Raw genomic sequence first — 20,761 nt, forward strand, 5'->3', positions numbered from 1 at the left:
TATACGGAAAAAGGGAGAGGACATACCTCACCCTTTACCCAATTTCTAAATTAATGCGTTTGTTTTGATTCGTTCCAGCTGCGTTTACAACAGAGCGAATCGCTTTCGCTATTCGACCTTGCTTGCCAATCACTTTCCCCATGTCGTCCGCATGTACTTCAAGCTTCAGTGTGAGTGATCGACCATTTTCAACTTCTGTTACACGGACGTCATCTGGGTGATCAACAAGGGCCTTTGCAATTGATTCCACTAGTTCTTTCATGTCACTCACCTTTAAGGATTATTTCCACGCGAATTACATTACTTTACGTTCTTCGCATTGTGAAGTTTTTCCATTAAACCAACGTTTGAGAACAAGTTGCGAACTGTGTCAGAAGGTTTTGCACCATCTAACATCCATTTCAATGCTTTTTCTTCATCTACGTTAAATTCCACCGGATTTTTCAAAGGATTGTAAGTTCCGATTTCTTCAATAAAACGACCATCACGCGGAGAACGAGAATTAGCAACGACTACGCGATAGAACGGAGATTTCTTAGCTCCCATTCTTTTTAAACGGATTTTAACTGCCATGTGTTTCACCTCCAAAATTCATTCACACAATTAAGTATATTACCATAAACTATACTGAAGGACAACCCCAGTAAAGTAAAAAAACTTTACACCCTACATTTTACATAAATGGAAGCTTAAATCCACCCTTTTTCTTCCCTTTACCTTTTTGCATACCAGCCATTTGTTTCATCATTTTTTTCATTTCTCCAAATTGCTTTATTAGTCGGTTAACCTCCTGAATTGAGGTACCACTTCCTTTTGCAATTCTTCTACGACGGCTAGCATTCAAAATAGATGGATCTTCTTTCTCAGCTTTTGTCATCGATTGTACTATTGCTTCAATATGACCAAGCTGCTTATCATCTACTTGGATATTTTTAAGACCTTTCATTTTGCCTGCACCTGGCATCATACTTAAAATTTCATCAAGTGGCCCCATACTTTTCACTTGATTTAACTGTTCTAGAAAATCATCGAAAGTTATATCATTTGAAAGCATTTTCTTTTCTAATTCTCTGGCCTTCTTCTCATCAACATTTGTTTGTGCTTTTTCAATAAGGGTTAAAACATCACCCATACCTAAAATACGTGACGCCATTCGGTCAGGATGGAAAGGCTCTAATGCATCTACTTTTTCACCCATCCCAGCAAATTTAATAGGTGTATCAGTGACAGATCTAATCGATAACGCTGCACCACCTCTTGTATCACCGTCTAGCTTCGTTAAAACGACACCTGTAATACCTAGACGCTCGTTAAAGCTTTCTGCAACATTAACAGCATCCTGCCCAGTCATAGCATCAACTACGAGGAGTATCTCATCTGGAGATGTTAAAGCTTTTATTTCCTCAAGTTCTCCCATGAGTTCTTCGTCCACATGTAAACGGCCAGCAGTATCAATTAGGACATAATCATGATGTTCTTCCTTTGCCTTTTCCATTGCATTTTTAGCAATTTCTACTGGACTCACTTGATCACCCATTGAAAAAACTGGCATATCTAACTGTTTCCCTAACGTCTCTAATTGCTTAATTGCAGCTGGTCGATAAATATCTGCAGCAACCATTAACGGTTTTCGATTATGCTTTTTTCTCAAATGATTCGCAAGTTTACCAGTTGTCGTTGTTTTACCTGCACCTTGTAAGCCGACCATCATAACAACTGTCGGTGGCTTTGATGCCACTGCAATCTTACTTTGTTCTCCACCCATGAGAGATGTTAGTTCTTCATTAACAACTTTTATTACTTGTTGTCCTGGTGTTAAGCTTTCTAGAACCTCTTGACCGACGGCTCTTTCCTTCACACTTGAAATAAACTGTTTAACTACTTTGAAGTTTACGTCCGCCTCTAGTAACGCTAGACGAACTTCACGCATCATTTCTTTTACATCTGCCTCGGAGACTTTTCCTTTACCACGGATTTTGTTCAATGTCCCTTGCAGACGCTCGGCTAATCCTTCAAATGCCATTCACCTTTGCCCCCTATTCCAGTTTCTCGAGAGATTCGACAATCTCGATCATCGTATCGGGACTCCCGTTTTCTTTTACTAATATCTTTAAGTTATTTAATAGCTCTTTCCGCTCTTGATAGCGCTGTAAAAGCATCAATTTTGTTTCATATTCCTCTAACAAAGATTCTGTACGTTTTATATTATCATAAACGGCTTGACGACTAACCTCAAATTGGTCTGCAATTTCACCTAACGACAAATCATCTAAATAATACATCGTCATATAGTGATTTTGCTTATCCGTTAATAACACTTGGTAAAAATCGTACAAATAGTTCATGCGGATTGTTTTTTCAATCAACAATTCCACCGCCTTTGTTAAGGTTTTTTACTTTACACTAAATAATGATACTAGAACGAGAACAACTATGTCAAGGGAATACTATTCCTCAGCTAGTTCTTCAGACTTCTCTAGCACCTCCGCAAACAAACCATGTACATATTGGTCTGCCTGAAACTCTTGTAAATCATCCATTCCCTCTCCTAAGCCAACAAACTTCACTGGGATATCTAGCTCATGGCGGATTGCTAGGACTATTCCTCCCTTTGCAGTGCCATCTAGCTTTGTTAATACTATCCCTGATACATCAGTTGCTTTTCCAAAAGTTTTTGCCTGACTCATTGCATTTTGTCCAGTTGTTGCATCTAATACTAATAATACTTCGTGTGGTGCATCTGGTATCTCTCTAGTAATCACTCTTTTCACTTTCTCTAACTCATTCATCAAATTAACTTTATTTTGCAATCTTCCAGCTGTATCACAAAGGAGAACATCTGCTTCTCTTGATTTTGCCGATTGAATGGCATCATACATCACTGCAGCTGGATCTGATCCTTCATGCTGTTTTATAACATCCACTCCAACACGTTCTCCCCAAACCTCTAGCTGCTCAATTGCCCCTGCACGAAAAGTATCTCCAGCAGCTAATAAGACTTTTTTTCCTTCTTGCTTAAACTTGTTTGCTAACTTCCCGATCGTTGTCGTCTTCCCAACTCCATTTACACCGACAAACAGTATGACTGTTAAACCATTATCTTGCATATTAAGCTTTGTTTCTTCCTCAGACTTTTGCAATAACTCCGCAAGCTTTTCAGAAATAAGTGGTTGTATATCAACTGCATCGCTAATTTTTCTTGATTTCGCCTCGTCTTTTAGTTCATCAATTAAGTCCATTACCGTATGGACGCCAACATCAGCAGATATTAAAATATCTTCTAGTTCCTCAAAAAATTCCTCATCTACTTTTCGGTAATTTTTTACGAGATCATTCATTTTTCCAACGAAAGAATCTCTTGTTTTTGTTAAGCCATCTTTAAATTTTTCTGTTACGCTCTCTGTTTGACCAGTAATTTTTTCTTTTAGTTTCTTAAAAAAACTCATCGTTAACGCCTCCAACAATTGTGTACTTCTTTCTATTTCACACCAACCAACGCTTTACTTTCTTCAAGCTTTACAGACATCATAGTTGATACACCTGATTCTTGCATCGTTACCCCATATAGAACATCCGCTTCTTCCATCGTTCCTTTTCTATGAGTGACGACGATAAATTGTGTTTCATGACTAAAATCTTTTAAATACTGTGCAAATCTAACAACATTTGCATCATCTAATGCTGCCTCCACTTCATCTAACACACAGAAAGGAACTGGACGCACTTTTAGAATTGCAAATAGTAAAGCAATTGCTGTAAGTGCACGTTCACCGCCGGATAATAAAGCTAAATGCTGAAGTTTTTTACCAGGTGGTTGAGCCACTATTTCTACACCAGTATTTAATAAATCCTCAGGGTCCGTTAACCGCAAGTCAGCTTGTCCACCCCCGAACAGCTCTTTAAATACTACATGGAAGTGGCTTTGTATTTGATCAAAGCATTCCTTAAATCGCTTTGTCATTTCTTCATCCATTTCTGTAATAACTTGGTGTAAAGTGGCTTTTGCATCTTCTAAGTCTTCTTTCTGTTCTAGTAAAAACTCATATCGTTCTTTTACACGATCATATTCTTCAATTGCACCAACATTTACATTACCTAGCTCCTCAATTGCTAACTTAATCAATTTCACCTTTTTACGAGCATCATCTAAATCTACAGTTAGTGGATATTCTCCTTTTGCTGCTTCATATGAAATCTCATATTCACCTTGAAGTTTGCTAAGTCGGTTGTCTAAATCAACATCAAGACGGTTCACCCTAACCTCTGTTTCATGTAATGTGCTAGATACAAACCTCAATTGTCGTTTATGCTCTTTTAACTCTCTCTCAGCATCATCATGCTCTTGCTGTAATGACAAGCGATCAGACCTACGTCTAGAAATTAATTCAATTGTTCTATCCTTTTCAATTCTCCGCTTTTCAATTACTTCTTCTAACGAATCAGCACTTTCTGATTGTGTTGATAAATCCCTCTCTAATGCATGAAATTCATTTTCTTTAAGCGAAAGTGATTGTACGATATTTTCTAGCGATTTCTGTATACGAGTATACATTTCCAGTGCATAATTTAACTGTTCTTCTTCTTTCGCTAAATTAATCTTCGTATTTGTAATTGTTGTACTTAGCGTTTCTTTCGAAGCTTTTGCTTTTTCCTGCTCAGTAGATAAATAGTCAATTTCCTTATTTAGCGTTGAAATTTTCTCATCACATTGTATAATCGCGCTTCTCAACTGCGAAATTCGCTCTTGCTTTTCTTTTACATCTTCTTCAAAATCATTCTTTTCTAAGTCATACAACTTTAAACGTTCATTAATTGTTTCTTCAGAAAGCTCTAATTCCTTAAAACGAGATTTTTTTTCTTGTTCTTTTTCCCGAAGTTCTTCTCCTTGCTCTTGTAGCTCCTTCATCTCAAGCTGAATTGAAGATAACTTTTGTTTTAAATGACTTACATCCTTTTGTAGCTTCATTGCTTCATTATCTAACTGTTCTAGCTTAGACGATACTCTTTCCAGCTCTTGCTGTCTTCCTAAAATTTGACTTTGCTTTTGTTTAATACTTCCTCCAGTCATCGCACCACCAGGATTAATGACATCCCCTTCTAAAGTTACTATTCGAAATCGAAACCTAACTGCGCGAGCAATGTTATTTGCTGACTTAATATCTTTTGCTACAATAATATTACCAAGTAAATGTGACACTATATTTTCATATTCAGTTTCATACTGAACGAGTTCCTTCGCAACACCTACAAAACCCTGCTGTTGTTGAGCTTCAATTACGTCCTGACCTTGTATATGGCGAGGTTTAATAACAGTCATTGGTAAAAAGGTTGCTCTCCCTAATTTCCTTTGCTTCAAAAATTGAATAGCACTTCTACCAGTTGCTTCATCCTCTACAACCACATGCTGCTGAGCAGGCCCTAAAGCTATATCAATAGCTGTTTGAAACTCTTTAGAAACATCAATTAACTCAGCTACTGCTCCTTTAATACCTTTAAATTGTCGATCACGTTCTTTTAAAATTTCCTTTACTCCAAGGAAAAAACCAGAATAATCATTTTGCATTTCTTCTAATACTTCTTTACGTGATTTTAACTGTTGCACATGGCGAAATGCTTCATATAAAAAGTTTTCCTTCTTTTCATACTCTCTTTCAGTTTCACCATATTGCTGCTTTTTCAATTGAAAAGCATTAATTTTCTCTTCTATCACCGATTTTTCTGTTTTCCATTCCTGCTGTGCTTCTTGAAGTTTAACCCTTATTTGTTCACGTTTTGTTAGAAGCTCTTGATTGTCCTTGTCCATTCTCTCTTGTTTATTTTCTTGCTTCGATAACTGTTCTTCTAAATACCGTATCTCATTCTTTTGAGACGCTTTTTCATTCAACCATTCTATGTAATCCGCCTTTAGTTGCTCTAAGCGTTCCACGGTATTTTGCTCTAATAGTGTCATTTCTTTCTCTTGTTGTACCAAAAGCTCTTTTGTACGTTTAACTTTATCTTTATTTGTATTTACTTCGTGTTCATATTTCACTACTTCTTTAGATATCGATTCTTTTTGACTTTTTAGCTCAGACATCTCTTCGATAAACTGTTCACGATGCTGTGCAAAGTTTTTCTTACGCTCTTTCCAAACTTCTTTTTGCCCTTCTTGCTTTTCTAGTTCTTCACTCGTTTTTAAAAGAAGATCTTGTAATTCATTAATAGAATTGTCTAACGTTTGCATATCTGTCCGTAAACGCTCAATTTTAGCCTCATATTGCTTAACAGTAGCTTGTGAACTAGCTTCCTTGTCCTGCAGATCCTCAAGCTGTTTTTTCTCTACATCCCACTTCGTATGCATTTCCTCAATTTCTTTTACAAGTACACCAACCTCAAAGTCTTTCAGCTCTGCTTTTTTTTCTAAGTACTCTTTTGCAATAGAGGATTGCTCCTTTAGTGGTTCTACCTGCCCTTCTAGTTCGTAAATAATATCCTTGACACGATTTAAGTTTTCCTGTGTGTCATTAAGTTTTTTTTCGGACTTCACTTTTCTATTTTTATATTTCAATACACCAGCAGCTTCTTCAAAAATCATGCGGCGCTCTTCTGACTTACTACTTAAAATTTCCTCTACTCTACCTTGTCCGATGATAGAAAAAGCTTCTTTTCCTAATCCGGAATCCATAAATAAATCAACAATATCTTTTAACCTACAAGGCTGTTTATTTATTAAATATTCGCTATCTCCAGAACGATAAACTCTTCTAGTAACAGCTACTTCACTATAATCAATCGCTAAATGCTGGTCTTCATTATCTAATACAAGTGTGATTTCAGCCATATTTAATGGCTTCCTACTATCACTTCCTGAGAAAATAACATCCTCCATTTTTGCACCACGTAAATTTTTAGCAGATTGTTCTCCTAACACCCACCGTATTGCATCAGATATATTACTTTTTCCACTTCCATTAGGACCAACAACAGCAGTTACACCTTTTACAAAATCGATTGATAATCTTTCTGCAAAAGATTTAAAGCCAACGAGGTCTAGTCGTTTAAGGAACAATGTCATTCACCTCTAACTAAATTTATAAAAAATGAATCGTATATTAACTTATTTATTTTACCATAAACAAGATGATCTCATAACCTTGAAAGTTAATATAGAGTGGAGTTTTTATATTAGAATGGTACAATAATAAATATATGTTTTAGAAAGGATGGTTTATATGAATACTAAAGAACATACTAGAGAGAATTTAAGTGCGATGATTGAGGAAATAAAAAAGAAACTCCAAATCGTAAATGCTGGTGCAATGAAGGCTGAACATTATTCTTTAGACCGCTTTAGTGATGTGGAAGAACTTTACGAAATGGTTATGAAAAAATCTAACTTTAGTGTTAGTGAAATGGATGCTATTGTTACCGAACTCGGTAATTTAAGAGACAAATAAGCATATTATATTTATTTGATAGCCCTGTTTTTTCAGGGCTTTTATTTATTGAAAAGGATAATTGTCCTTGTTCTCGATGTGTGTTTTCTAAAGTATGATTGTGCTTCCCATTTACTAGGTAGTAATTTTCGCTTATGATTCGGTTTTTGAGGTGGTTTGTTTTTTTGTGGGGGCTTTTGCTTTGTGGCCTTCGTTACTTGTTTTATAGGGCAATATTAAGTTCCTATGATGATCTTCGAGCGTTGAGTATTAGGTTTTCGGGTAGCATTGCTCTTCTATGATGACCTTCTTGGATTCGTTTATGAATTTTTGGGCAGTAATGCTTTTCTATGATGACCTTCGTGCATTGGTTTTTTGATTTTCGGGTAGCATTGCTTTTCTATGATGACCTTCGTGGATTGACTTTTGGATTATCGGGCAGCATTGCTTGCCTATGGTGACCTTCGTTGAGTGTGGTTTGGCTTTTGGGGCAGCATTGGCCGCCTATGATGACCTTCGTGCATTGGTTTTTTGATTTTCGGGTAGCATTGCTTTTCTATGATGACTTTCGTGGATTGACTTTTTGATTATCGGGCAGCATTGAGTCTCTATGATGACTTTCGGTGGATTGACTTTTTGATTATCGGGCAGCATTGCTTATCTATGATGACCTTCGTTGAGTGTGGTTTGGCTTTTGGGGCAGCATTGGCCGCCTATGATGACCTTCGTGCATTCGTTTTTTGATTTTCGGGTAGCATTGCTTAGCTATGACACACTTTATTCGTATCGACATACTTTCTCACGTGTCATTGCACTTCTATGATACACTTTATTTGTTCCTACTACTTTCTCATGCGTCATTGCCTTCGTATGACACACTTTATTCGTTTCCACATAAATCTTCACGTGTCATTGCACTTCTATGACACACTTTATTTTGATCCCACTACTTTCTCACGTGTCATTGAGCTCGTATGATACACCTTATTCGTTTCCTCCAACATTCTCATGCGTCATTGCCTTCGTATGACACACTTTATTTCATTCCCACTACTTTCTCGCGTGTCATTGGCCTCGTATGATACACTTTATTCCGTTCCTCCCACTTTCTCATGCATCATTCCACTTCTATGACACACACTTTATTCGTTTCCATATACTATATCTAACGCATCATTGCCCCTCCCTAAAAGAACACTCCTCATTCATTTCACCACATTTATCAAATCAAACCCTACCTTCGGTACACAAAAGCCCAAATCCTAAACAAAATAAAAAAAGCCACTCTCTATTGAGGATAACTTTATCTGCCCAGCAACGTCCTACTTTCACAGGGGGAAACCCCCAACTATCATCGGCGCTGGAGAGCTTAACTACCGTGTTCGGCATGGGAACGGGTGTGACCTCTCCGCTATCGTCACTTGACTATGTATGAGAGTTTATCCTCTCAAAACTAGATAACATATTCTGATTAAATGATCGTCTTAGTAAAGTTTGGTTAAGCCCTCGATCGATTAGTATCTCTCAGCTTCACATGTCGCCATGCTTCCACATGAGACCTATCAACCTCATCATCTCTGAGGGATCTTACTCACTTACGTGATGGGAAATCTCATCTTGAGGGGGGCTTCATGCTTAGATGCTTTCAGCACTTATCCCTTCCACACGTAGCTACCCAGCTATGCTCCTGGCGGAACAACTGGTACACCAGCGGTGTGTCCATCCCGGTCCTCTCGTACTAAGGACAGCTCCTCTCAAATTTCCTACGCCTGCGACGGATAGGGACCGAACTGTCTCACGACGTTCTGAACCCAGCTCGCGTACCGCTTTAATGGGCGAACAGCCCAACCCTTGGGACCTACTTCAGCCCCAGGATGCGATGAGCCGACATCGAGGTGCCAAACCTCCCCGTCGATGTGGACTCTTGGGGGAGATTAGCCTGTTATCCCCAGGGTAGCTTTTATCCGTTGAGCGACGGCCCTTCCATACGGTGCCGCCGGATCACTAAGCCCGACTTTCGTCCCTGCTCGACCTGTATGTCTCGCAGTCAAGCTCCCTTATGCCTTTGCACTCTACGAATGATTTCCAACCATTCTGAGGGAACCTTTGGGCGCCTCCGTTACTTTTTAGGAGGCGACCGCCCCAGTCAAACTGCCCACCTGACACTGTCCCTGATCCGGATTACGGACCGAGGTTAGAATTCCAGTACAACCAGGGTAGTATCCCACCGACGCCTCCACCGAAGCTAGCGCTCCGGCTTCCAAGGCTCCTACCTATCCTGTACAAGTTGTACCAAAATCCAATATCAAGCTACAGTAAAGCTCCATGGGGTCTTTCCGTCCTGTCGCAGGTAACCTGCATCTTCACAGGTAATATAATTTCACCGGGTCTCTCGTTGAGACAGTGCCCAAATCGTTGCACCTTTCGTGCGGGTCGGAACTTACCCGACAAGGAATTTCGCTACCTTAGGACCGTTATAGTTACGGCCGCCGTTTACTGGGGCTTCAATTCAGAGCTTCTCCCGAAGGATAACCCCTCCTCTTAACCTTCCAGCACCGGGCAGGTGTCAGCCCCTATACTTCGCCTTACGGCTTGGCAGAGACCTGTGTTTTTGATAAACAGTCGTTTGGGCCTATTCACTGCGGCTCTCTCGGGCATACACCCTAATAGAGCACCCCTTCTCCCGAAGTTACGGGGTCATTTTGCCGAGTTCCTTAACGAGAGTTCTCCCGCGCGTCTTAGAATTCTCTTCCCGCCTACCTGTGTCGGTTTGCGGTACGGGCACCAGTCACCTCGCTAGAGGCTTTTCTTGGCAGTGTAGGATCAGGAACTTCGGTACTATAATTTCCCTCGCGATCACAGCTCAGCCTTATGACAAGCGGATTTGCCTACTTGTCAGCCTCACTGCTTCGACGCACATATCCATCAGTGCGCTTACCCTACCTTCCTGCGTCCCCCCGTTGCTCAAACGGTGACGTGGTGGTACAGGAATTTCAACCTGTTTGCCATCGCCTACGCCTTTCGGCCTCGGCTTAGGTCCCGACTTACCCTGAGCGGACGAGCCTTCCTCAGGAAACCTTAGGCTTTCGACGGAGGGGATTCTCACCCCTCTTTTCGCTACTCATACCGGCATTCTCACTTCCAAGCGCTCCACATGTCCTTCCGGTCATGCTTCAACGCCCTTGGAACGCTCCCCTACCACTGTCCGTAAGGACAATCCATAGCTTCGGTGATACGTTTAGCCCCGGTACATTTTCAGCGCAGAGTCACTCGACCAGTGAGCTATTACGCACTCTTTCAATGGTGGCTGCTTCTAAGCCAACATCCTGGTTGTCTAAGCAACTCCACATCCTTCTCCACTTAACGTATACTTTGGGACCTTAGCTGATGGTCTGGGCTGTTTCCCTCTTGACTACGGATCTTAGCACTCGCAGTCTGACTCCCGAGGATAAGTAAATGGCATTCGGAGTTTGACTGAATTCGGTAATCCTGTGGGGACCCCTAGTCCAATCAGTGCTCTACCTCCAATACTCTCACCTCGAGGCTAGCCCTAAAGCTATTTCGGGGAGAACCAGCTATTTCCGTGTTCGATTGGCATTTCACCCCTACCCACACCTCATCCCCGCACTTTTCAACGTGCGTGGGTTCGGGCCTCCATCCAGTGTTACCTGGACTTCACCCTGGACATGGGTAGATCACACGGTTTCGGGTCTACAACAACGTACTATGGCGCCCTATTCAGACTCGCTTTCGCTGCGGCTCCGTCTCTTCAACTTAACCTCGCACGTTATCGTAACTCGCCGGTTCATTCTACAAAAGGCACGCTGTCACCCATTAACGGGCTCCAACTACTTGTAGGCACACGGTTTCAGGATCTCTTTCACTCCCCTCCCGGGGTGCTTTTCACCTTTCCCTCACGGTACTGGTTCACTATCGGTCACTAGGGAGTATTTAGCCTTGGGAGATGGTCCTCCCGGATTCCGACGGGGTTTCACGTGTCCCGCCGTACTCAGGATACACTCCGGAGGAAACAACATTTCGGCTACAGGGCTGTTACCTTGTCTCGCAGACCTTTCCAGATCGCTTCACCTACGCTGTTTCTTTGTAACTCCGTGTGGAGTGTCCTACAACCCCAAGAGGCAAGCCTCTTGGTTTGGGCTAATTCCGTTTCGCTCGCCGCTACTCAGGAAATCGCATTTGCTTTCTCTTCCTCTGGGTACTAAGATGTTTCAGTTCCCCAGGTCTGCCTTCTCATACCCTATGTATTCAAGTATGGATACCATCCCATTACGGATGGTGGGTTCCCCCATTCGGAAATCTCCGGATCAAAGCTTACTTACAGCTCCCCGAAGCATATCGGTGTTCGTCCCGTCCTTCATCGGCTCCTAGTGCCAAGGCATTCACCGTGCGCCCTTTCTAGCTTAACCACTAAAAAGTGTGGCGTCTTACATTTGCCTTAACTAAGACACACAGTTGATTTCGTTAGAAGAATAGACTTCTATTGATATCTACTGGTGATCATTTAAATCAGTTTTTGTTATCTAGTTTTCAAAGGACAAATTCAAAACGCGTAAACGTTTGAAATGTAGGTAATTATGCTATCAGTTAAACCTGATACACACAACACTATATAATTGAAGGTTTAACCCTTCAAAACTAAACAAAAAGTCCAAAGCGAAGTTCGAAAGTAATGAGCTTTATGTTTCTACAGTTGTTGTAGAAAATAACTGCTCCTTAGAAAGGAGGTGATCCATCCCCACCTTCCGGTAGGGATACCTTGTTACGACTTCACCCCAATCATCTGTCCCACCTTCGGCGGCTGGCTCCAAAAGGTTACCTCACCGACTTCGGGTGTTACAAACTCTCGTGGTGTGACGGGCGGTGTGTACAAGGCCCGGGAACGTATTCACCGCGGCATGCTGATCCGCGATTACTAGCAATTCCGGCTTCATGCAGGCGAGTTGCAGCCTGCAATCCTAACTGAGAGTGGCTTTATGGGATTCGCTCGGCCTCGCGGCTTTGCTGCCCTTTGTACCACCCATTGTAGCACGTGTGTAGCCCAGGTCATAAGGGGCATGATGATTTGACGTCATCCCCACCTTCCTCCGGTTTGTCACCGGCAGTCACCTTAGAGTGCCCAACTGAATGCTGGCAACTAAGATCAAGGGTTGCGCTCGTTGCGGGACTTAACCCAACATCTCACGACACGAGCTGACGACAACCATGCACCACCTGTCACTCTGTCCCCCGAAGGGGAACGTCCTATCTCTAGGAGTGTCAGAGGATGTCAAGACCTGGTAAGGTTCTTCGCGTTGCTTCGAATTAAACCACATGCTCCACTGCTTGTGCGGGCCCCCGTCAATTCCTTTGAGTTTCAGCCTTGCGGCCGTACTCCCCAGGCGGAGTGCTTAATGTGTTAACTGCGGCACTAAGGGTATCGAAACCCCTAACACCTAGCACTCATCGTTTACGGCGTGGACTACCAGGGTATCTAATCCTGTTTGCTCCCCACGCTTTCGCGCCTCAGCGTCAGTTGTAGGCCAGAAAGTCGCCTTCGCCACTGGTGTTCCTCCACATATCTACGCATTTCACCGCTACACGTGGAATTCCACTTTCCTCTCCTACACTCAAGTCCCCCAGTTTCCAATGACCCTCCACGGTTGAGCCGTGGGCTTTCACATCAGACTTAAGAGACCGCCTGCGCGCGCTTTACGCCCAATAATTCCGGACAACGCTTGCCCCCTACGTATTACCGCGGCTGCTGGCACGTAGTTAGCCGGGGCTTTCTGGTTAGGTACCGTCAAGGTGCCAACCTATTTGAATGGCACTTGTTCTTCCCTAACAACAGAACTTTACAATCCGAAGACCTTCATCGTTCACGCGGCGTTGCACCGTCAGGCTTTCGCCCATTGCGGATGATTCCCTACTGCTGCCTCCCGTAGGAGTCTGGACCGTGTCTCAGTTCCAGTGTGGCCGATCACCCTCTCAGGTCGGCTACGCATCGTTGCCTTGGTGAGCCATTACCTCACCAACTAGCTAATGCGCCGCGGGCCCATCTCACAGTGTTAGGATAAATCCCAACTTTTACAATAGAACCATGCGGTTCCGTTGATCATCCGGTATTAGCTTCGGTTTCCCGGAGTTATCCCAGTCTGTAAGGCAGGTTGCCCACGTGTTACTCACCCGTCCGCCGCTGATCTCATAAGAGCAAGCTCTTATTTGATCCGCTCGACTTGCATGTATTAGGCACGCCGCCAGCGTTCGTCCTGAGCCAGGATCAAACTCTCCAAAAAATTGTTGAGTTCGATGTCTCTGACATCAAGCCAAATTTTGGCTAATTTTTAAATCTTATTGACGGGATATCCTTTCACCAATCGTATATACGACTAATGTGTCTATCCCACTTCGCTTGGCTTTTTGTTTAGTTTTCAAAGGTCAAAACTTGATGTTGTTGTTTTTTAGCAACTCTTATACTATATCAGAATAATAATTTGCTGTCAACAACTTTTTAACACTAACGTCGTTGTTCTTTCTTAACGACAGAATTATATAATACCATAATGAAACTTTCATATCAATAGTTATTTTTATTTTTTTTCTAAACCGTTGTTCTGATATGACTTGGACAATTAATATAACATTTCTCCACCAGAGAAGCAAAGGTACATTTTGGTATTAAAATAGTTTCACGGTGAGTATTCGGACTCGAAGGTGAAACATCATTACTAGATGATTCATTTTATTTTTACAATATAAAAGGAAAGGTCTATTGATATAGATGCATTTGATCAATAGACCTTTCCTTTTATTTGGCTACAGCCTTTTTAGTATTATTTCGTAAATTTTTCTAACGCTTTTTGTGCGGCCATTTGCTCTGCTTCTTTTTTTGAACGTCCAGCGCCAATTCCAAGAAGTTTATTTTCTAACCATACTTCAGAAACAAATTCTCTAGCATGAGCAGGGCCTCTCTCTTGTACTATTTTATACTGTATTTGACCTTGTCCTTCTCGTTGGACCAGCTCTTGTAATTGGCTTTTATAGTCCATCATATCAGAAAATGCTCCATCCGCTATTTTGGGATAGACATTAACTTTAAGGAAGTCATAAACAGCATCCATTCCAAGATCTAAGTAAAGTGCTCCTACAAATGATTCAAATACATCAGCTAGCAACGCTGGTCTTTTTCGACCACCCGTCATTTCTTCTCCTTTACCGAGTAAAACGCGTTCGCCAAACTTGAGTTCGTCAGCTATTTTTGCTAGTGATGGCTCACATACGATGGCAGCTCTGAGTTTGGTCATCTCTCCTTCACTCATGTTCGCATAGTTTTTGAACAAATATTGTGAGATGGCCAATTCCAAAACAGCATCGCCTAAAAATTCAAGCCTTTCATTATCATCATGTGGTCGAATCCGGTGTTCATTTACATAGGAAGAATGAGTAAAAGCTTGAATATAAATATCAACATTAGTCGTTTTAACTTCTAGACTAGTTAAAAAATCTTTATACTCTAATTTTAGTTGATCAGAAATTTTCATCTTTTTAGCTTGCCTTTTTACTCCCCTACGCTGTATTTTTCTTGTTTGTTGCATGAGAACCCCCATCGCTTCTCTGTTATATTATTTTTTTGAAAGCCCAAGCCCTAACGTAAGGGCTTGGGTAAGGAAAACTATTGTTGACGCTCTATGTAATCAATAACGTCACCTACAGTTGAAATTTTCTCAGCATCTTCATCGGAAATTTCTAAGTCGAACTCATCTTCAAGTTCCATTACTAGTTCAACTACATCCAAGGAGTCTGCACCTAAATCTTCTTTAAAAGTAGCTTCAGGTTTAATTTCTGATTCATCTACACCCAGTCTGTCTGATACAATTTTTGCAATACGATCTATTACTGCTGCCATATGTAGCTCACCTCCTCTCAGACATTATAGGATAAAATAGAAGAAATTACTAGTTTGTTTTTTACATAACCATACCGCCGTCTACATGCAGTGTTTGACCTGTCATATATGCAGATGCATCGCTTGCTAAGAAAGCGACAACTGATGCTACATGTTTAGGTGATCCTAACTTAGACAGTGGAATTTGTTTAAGCATTTCTTCTCTCATGTCTTCACTAAGAGAATCGGTCATATCAGTTTCGATGAAACCAGGTGCCACCGCATTTACATGTATATTACGATTCGCAAGTTCTCTAGCCATTGACTTTGTTAAACCAATAACCCCAGCTTTACTAGCAACGTAATTTGCTTGACCTGCATTCCCTAATACTCCAACAACAGAAGAAATATTAATAATACGACCATAACGCTGCTTCATCATTGGTCTTGTTACTGCTTTTGAACAATTGAAAACACCTTTTAAATTCGTATTTATGACATCATCAAAATCAGCTTCCTTCATACGCATTACTAATGTGTCTCTAGTAATTCCAGCATTATTTACAAGGATTTCAACCGATCCTAACTCCTCTATAGCAGATTTCACCATCGCTTGAACTGAGTCAGCGTCTGCAACATTTGCTTGTATTGCAATAGCATTTACACCATAGCTCTTACATTCTTCAGCAACCTCTTCAGCCTTTTCTTTGTTTCCTGAGAAATTAACTACTACATTAGCACCTTGTTTAGCTAGTTCTATACATATTGCCTTCCCTATTCCTCTTGAACCACCAGTCACTATTGCATTTTGCCCTTTCATTACGAATCATCTCCCCCTAAAGTAGTTAAAGCCTTCTCTAGTGTTTCTTGATCAAAGACGGGTAAAACCGTTGCACGTCTAGATACCTTTTTCACTAAACCGCTAAGAACTTTCCCAGGGCCCACTTCAATAAATGTATCTACCCCATCATTTACTAGGCGATGTAATGTATCCTCCCATAAAACAGGAGAGTAAATTTGTTCAAATAGGAGCTGTCGAATCATCTCACTATCTTTTACTACATCAGCTGTAACGTTAGCAACAACTTGTATTTGTGGTGCATGTATTTGAATGCTGTCTAAATGCTCCTTCATTTTTTCTGCAGCTGGTTTCATTAATGAAGAGTGAAACGGCCCACTCACAGAAAGAGGTATCACTCTTTTTGCCCCTTTTTCCTTCGCTAACTCAGTAGCAGCTTGTACACCTTCTACCGTCCCTGAAATAACAATTTGACCGGGACAGTTGAAATTTGCTGGTTCTACAATATTTGACGCCTTTGTTGCCTCTATCGTTAGTTCGGTAAGCTCGTCCCTTTTCATTCCTAAGACTGCAGCCATTGTTCCTTTTCCTTTAGGAACTGCTTGCTCCATCCATTGCCCTCTTTTCCGTACAGCAACACAAGCATCTTGAAAGCTCATTGCTCCCGCAGCTACTAAGGCAGAATATTCTCCTAAACTATGTCCCGCAGCATAATCTGGATTGACTCCTTTACTTTTTAGGACTTCCCAAATACTAATGCTAGTCGTTAATAAAGCTGGTTGCGTATTTTCTGTTTTTTTTAGTTCTTCTTCATCTCCAGAAAAAATTAAACTAGACAAAGATTCCCCTAAAACATCGTCTGCTTCGTTATAAATGTTCTTCGTTTGTTCATATAAATCGAATAGTTCTTTCCCCATCCCAACTTGTTGTGAGCCTTGTCCAGGAAAAAGTAAAGCTATTTTCCCCATAGTATCTACTCCTTCCCCTCTTCGTTTATTTCTAACTCTTTACGTATAGTTTCAACCACATTTTCTTCATGCATCGTATGAGCTTGTTTAATGGCACTAAAAAAGCCGCGATCATCTGAAGAACCATGTGCTTTTATTATTGGTGCATCAAGGCCAAAAAGACCTGCGCCTCCATATTCTGAGTAATCCATCTTTAGTTTGACTTGTTTAAAGGCAGGTTTTAAAATCCCGGCTGCCAATTTATTTTTTAAAGAAGAAGTTAGTTCCTTTTTTAAAATAGTAAATAATGAAAGTGCAGTTCCTTCAATAGATTTCAAAACTAAATTACCAGAAAATCCATCGCACACTACAACATCAGCAACACCTTCAAGTAAATCTCTTGCTTCAACATTACCTACAAAATTTAATGAGCTTTCACTTAAAAGTGTATAGACTTCTTTAGATAGTTCCGTTCCTTTCCCTGGTTCAGATCCTACATTCAGTAAACCAATTCGAGGTTGTTTCACTTTACGTACCTTCTGCATATATATGCTACCCATTAATGCATATTGATAAAGGTGTGATGCTTTCGCTTCCATATTAGCACCAACATCCAACAACAAAAAACCTTCGCCTCCTAGTGTTGGTAGCATAGGAGATAATGCTGGACGCTCAATCCCTTTGATTCTTCCAACTCCAAGTAAACCAGCTGTCATCAATGCACCTGTGTTACCAGCTGATATCGCTGAATCAGCCTTACCTTCTTTCACTTGTTGTACCGATAAAACCATAGAGGAATCCTTTTTACGCCGAACTGCTTTCACAGGAGAATCTTCTCCTTCTATCACAACGTCTGTATGTAAAATTTTCACCCTATCTGATGGGTCTATAAATTTTTTAATTTCGTTCTCTTTTCCAATTAAAATAATTTCTAAGTCGCTATATGTTTCGAGTGCTAGTTTACATCCATTAATAATACTTTCCGGGGCATTATCTCCACCCATTGCATCGACTGCAAGCTTCATTTAGCACCATCCTTTATTTATTGTTCTTGACGAAACATGGCAAACTCACCATGAAACACTAATTCTTTCTCTACAAAGCTATTGACTTCTACAATCGTTCTAACATTTCCAATTTCCTTCACTTGGGCTTTTGCAATAACCCTTTCACCAACAGTTACTTGACGTTTAAATGATACGTTCGCTTTTGTTGTGAGCGCTAATTCTTCATTAATTATCGCGACAGCAAGTGAATTAGCTTGCGCAAATAAATGATGTCCACGAGCAATACCAGTTCTTGAGAAAACGTGCTCCTCTCTTACATCAAATATAGAAATTGCATGCTTATCGAGTTCTAAGTCAATTACCTCACCAATTACCTCTTCAATTGGGAGTGCTTTCACTGTGTCGTATTGTTGTTTAGCAACATGCTTAATTCGTTCACGAACTTCTGGAATATTTAACTCTAAACGATCTAAACGAATCGTTTGAACACTTACTTGAAATAATTCTGCTAATGCTTCATCCGTTATAAACGGGTTTTCTTCTATTTTTTCCTTTAACTTAGGTTGTCTTATTTTTTTAGTTACTTTCATCATTATCACATCCACACTTATAGGACTAGGTACTAATAGTAGTATATAGTTGAAATGGGACTATTTCAACTAATAATATTTTTAATCTAGTTTCTCCTCTGTAAAACTGGTTTGCTTTTTCAAGTAGTCTCTCAGTAAAGCATAATCTTCCCCGTCCCAAAAAGCTTTTGATTGAACTAATTTTACTGCATCTTGTCTAGCTACTTCTAACACTTTAAAGTCCTCTACAATATCTGCTACTTTGAATTTTGGTAACCCAGATTGTTTCGAACCAAAAAAGTCTCCTGGCCCTCTTAATTCAAGGTCCCTTTCGGACAATTCAAAACCGTTGTTTGTATCAACCATAATTTGCATTCTCTCTTTTCCCATATCCGATTTCGGATCAGCAAGTAATATACAATAAGATTGCTCTTTTCCTCTCCCTACACGCCCACGTAACTGATGTAGCTGTGCGAGACCAAACCTTTCTGCATCATAAATAACCATAAGTGTTGCATTTGGTACATTTACCCCTACCTCTACAACAGTAGTCGAAACGAGAACGGATACTTTATTACGAGCAAACTCATTCATCACTGATTCTTTTTCATCAGATGATAGTCGTCCATGCATAAGACCTATTTTATACTGTGGCAGTGCTTGAGAGAGTTGCAAATGTACATCTATTGCATTTTGGACGTCTAACTTTTCAGATTCTTCAATGAGAGGACAGATGACATATGCTTGTTTGCCAACATTTAATTGCTTGTCCATAAATTGTATGATACGAGGAAGCATATCATGCTTCACCCATCTCGTATCTACAGGAAGCCTTCCTTTTGGCATCTCATCTATCACGGAAACGTCCATGTCACCGAACGCTGAAATGGCTAATGTGCGTGGTATCGGTGTTGCAGTCATAAATAAAACATCTGGACGAATGCCTTTTTTTCTTAATATTCTTCGTTGCTCGACACCGAACCGATGTTGCTCATCAGTAATAACTAGGCCTAAGTTTTTAAAGTCTACCCCTTCTTGTATAAGCGCATGCGTTCCTAAAATAATATCAATTTTCCCTTCTCTTAGTTCCTCTAATATTGCCCTACGTTCTTTCACTTTAGTAGAACCTGTTAATAATTGCACTTTTATTCCGAAAGGCTCGAGTAAATCAACTAGTGACTCCTTATGCTGTTCTGCCAAAATCTCTGTAGGAACCATCAAAGCGCCTTGTAATCCAGCTTGAATCACTGCAAATAAAGCACAAGCAGCAACTACCGTTTTCCCTGATCCTACATCACCTTGAAGTAGTCGGTTCATCCGATACTCACTTTGAAGATCTTTTAATATCTCGTCGATCACTCTTAATTGTGCATTAGTTAAAGGAAACGGTAGCTTTGTTTTAAATTCCTCAATGACATTTTGTGAAAAAAATTTTTTTTGTCCTTGAACAGCTTCTCGTTCTTTCTTTCGAAACAATTGCATTTTTAACTGAAATAGCAAAAATTCTTCATAAATCATTCTTCTTTTAGCTTGTTTCAATTTTTCTATAGACGTAGGGAAATGAAGCTGGTGAATGGTCTCCGCACGCCCCATTAACCGGTAAGAAGTTAAAAGCTGAGAAGGTAATATTTCTTCCATTTGACCTTCAAATTGGGTAAAAGCTTGTTGAATGATTTTTCTTAATGCTGTAATTTTTAGGTTCCCTCTAATAGAATAAACAGGTTCTAAGCCTTCGTTAACGTTATTTTCTGTAGTTTTTAATGTTCCACCAGATAACATCAACCTATGCCGATCAAATTTACCACTTAAAGTAATAACCTCACCTAATGAAATCTGTCTTTTTAAATACGGTTGGTTAAAAAACACAGCCTGCAGTAAGAGACCGTCCACGAGAACGCGAACGGTCAAGCGAGATTTATTTTTACCGTAAAAGCGTAATAACGGTTCACTGTGTACTGTTCCTCTGACTGTTATTCTTTCCTCATGCTCCGCTTCTGTAACACGCCTTACTGCATGATCTTCGTACCTAAATGGAAGATGTTCAATTAACTGTTGAACTGTCTCTATCCCCATATTCTCTAATTGTTCCACCATCCGTGGGCCAACGCCATGAATTTTAGACACGGGTTGATTCATCATTAT

General features: G+C 40.5%; 15 protein-coding genes and 3 rRNA genes. 1 reads left to right on the forward strand and 17 read right to left on the reverse strand.

The window, feature by feature from the left end:
- Nucleotides 1–34: 34 nt before the first annotated feature.
- The 6 genes from BCELL_RS12500 to smc all read right to left on the reverse strand — a co-directional run bounded on the left by BCELL_RS12500 (nt 35) and on the right by smc (nt 7,048).
- Complete coding sequence (locus BCELL_RS12500; protein ID WP_013489117.1) at nt 35–262, reverse strand: KH domain-containing protein; 228 nt, start codon at nt 260–262, stop codon at nt 35–37.
- A 38-nt stretch (nt 263–300) separates the two neighbouring features.
- Complete coding sequence (gene rpsP / locus BCELL_RS12505; protein ID WP_013489118.1) at nt 301–573, reverse strand: 30S ribosomal protein S16; 273 nt, start codon at nt 571–573, stop codon at nt 301–303.
- A gap of 100 nt (nt 574–673) precedes the next feature.
- Nucleotides 674–2,023 carry a signal recognition particle protein gene (ffh, locus tag BCELL_RS12510; protein ID WP_013489119.1) on the reverse strand — a complete coding sequence of 450 codons (1,350 nt, stop codon included), beginning with the start codon at nt 2,021–2,023 and terminating at the stop codon, nt 674–676.
- Between the two features lie 13 nt (nt 2,024–2,036).
- The gene (locus tag BCELL_RS12515; protein ID WP_013489120.1) at nt 2,037–2,366 is read right to left on the reverse strand and encodes a putative DNA-binding protein; all 330 of its coding nucleotides are present in this window, start codon (nt 2,364–2,366) and stop codon (nt 2,037–2,039) included.
- Between the two features lie 81 nt (nt 2,367–2,447).
- On the reverse strand, nt 2,448–3,446 hold the full coding sequence (ftsY, locus tag BCELL_RS12520; protein ID WP_013489121.1) for a signal recognition particle-docking protein FtsY: 999 nt from the start codon (nt 3,444–3,446) through the stop codon (nt 2,448–2,450).
- Between the two features lie 32 nt (nt 3,447–3,478).
- On the reverse strand, nt 3,479–7,048 hold the full coding sequence (gene smc, locus BCELL_RS12525; protein ID WP_013489122.1) for a chromosome segregation protein SMC: 3,570 nt from the start codon (nt 7,046–7,048) through the stop codon (nt 3,479–3,481).
- A 163-nt stretch (nt 7,049–7,211) separates the two neighbouring features.
- Here smc and BCELL_RS12530 point away from each other — a divergent pair, with 163 nt between their 5' ends.
- Nucleotides 7,212–7,436, forward strand: coding sequence for a DUF1128 domain-containing protein (locus tag BCELL_RS12530; RefSeq protein ID WP_013489123.1), 225 nt, complete (start codon nt 7,212–7,214; stop codon nt 7,434–7,436).
- Nucleotides 7,437–8,192: 756 nt separating this feature from the next.
- On the opposite strand, the gene BCELL_RS23210 is transcribed toward BCELL_RS12530, so the two are convergent.
- From BCELL_RS23210 to recG, 11 genes are all read right to left on the reverse strand, one after another.
- Nucleotides 8,193–8,321 carry a hypothetical protein gene (locus BCELL_RS23210; RefSeq protein WP_280964377.1) on the reverse strand — a complete coding sequence of 43 codons (129 nt, stop codon included), beginning with the start codon at nt 8,319–8,321 and terminating at the stop codon, nt 8,193–8,195.
- 403 nt (nt 8,322–8,724) lie between these two features.
- Nucleotides 8,725–8,840 (reverse strand): 5S ribosomal RNA (gene rrf, locus BCELL_RS12535).
- A 69-nt stretch (nt 8,841–8,909) separates the two neighbouring features.
- Nucleotides 8,910–11,842: ribosomal RNA gene (locus BCELL_RS12540) — 23S ribosomal RNA — on the reverse strand.
- 311 nt (nt 11,843–12,153) lie between these two features.
- Nucleotides 12,154–13,708 (reverse strand): 16S ribosomal RNA (locus BCELL_RS12545).
- Together the 16S, 23S and 5S rRNA genes form the textbook arrangement of a ribosomal RNA operon.
- A 537-nt stretch (nt 13,709–14,245) precedes the next feature.
- Nucleotides 14,246–15,007, reverse strand: coding sequence for a ribonuclease III (gene rnc / locus BCELL_RS12550; protein ID WP_013489124.1), 762 nt, complete (start codon nt 15,005–15,007; stop codon nt 14,246–14,248).
- 77 nt (nt 15,008–15,084) lie between these two features.
- Complete coding sequence (gene acpP / locus BCELL_RS12555; protein WP_013489125.1) at nt 15,085–15,318, reverse strand: acyl carrier protein; 234 nt, start codon at nt 15,316–15,318, stop codon at nt 15,085–15,087.
- Between the two features lie 61 nt (nt 15,319–15,379).
- Nucleotides 15,380–16,117, reverse strand: a complete 738-nt coding sequence (gene fabG / locus BCELL_RS12560) for a 3-oxoacyl-[acyl-carrier-protein] reductase (RefSeq protein WP_013489126.1) — start codon at nt 16,115–16,117, stop codon at nt 15,380–15,382.
- A complete protein-coding gene (gene fabD / locus BCELL_RS12565; protein WP_013489127.1) occupies nt 16,117–17,064 on the reverse strand; it encodes an ACP S-malonyltransferase in 948 nt (315 codons plus the stop codon). Before fabD ends, fabG begins: the two co-directional genes overlap by 1 nt.
- Before the next feature lie 5 nt (nt 17,065–17,069).
- A complete protein-coding gene (gene plsX / locus BCELL_RS12570) occupies nt 17,070–18,068 on the reverse strand; it encodes a phosphate acyltransferase PlsX (protein WP_013489128.1) in 999 nt (332 codons plus the stop codon).
- 17 nt (nt 18,069–18,085) lie between these two features.
- Nucleotides 18,086–18,640, reverse strand: coding sequence for a transcription factor FapR (gene fapR, locus BCELL_RS12575; protein WP_041808247.1), 555 nt, complete (start codon nt 18,638–18,640; stop codon nt 18,086–18,088).
- Between the two features lie 81 nt (nt 18,641–18,721).
- Nucleotides 18,722–20,758 (reverse strand): ATP-dependent DNA helicase RecG, encoded by a 2,037-nt coding sequence (gene recG / locus BCELL_RS12580; RefSeq protein WP_013489130.1) that lies wholly within the window; start codon nt 20,756–20,758, stop codon nt 18,722–18,724.
- Between the last annotated feature and the right edge of the window lie 3 nt (nt 20,759–20,761).

Origin of the sequence: Evansella cellulosilytica DSM 2522 (assembly GCF_000177235.2) — a bacterium.
Taxonomy (GTDB): domain Bacteria; phylum Bacillota; class Bacilli; order Bacillales; family Salisediminibacteriaceae; genus Evansella; species Evansella cellulosilytica.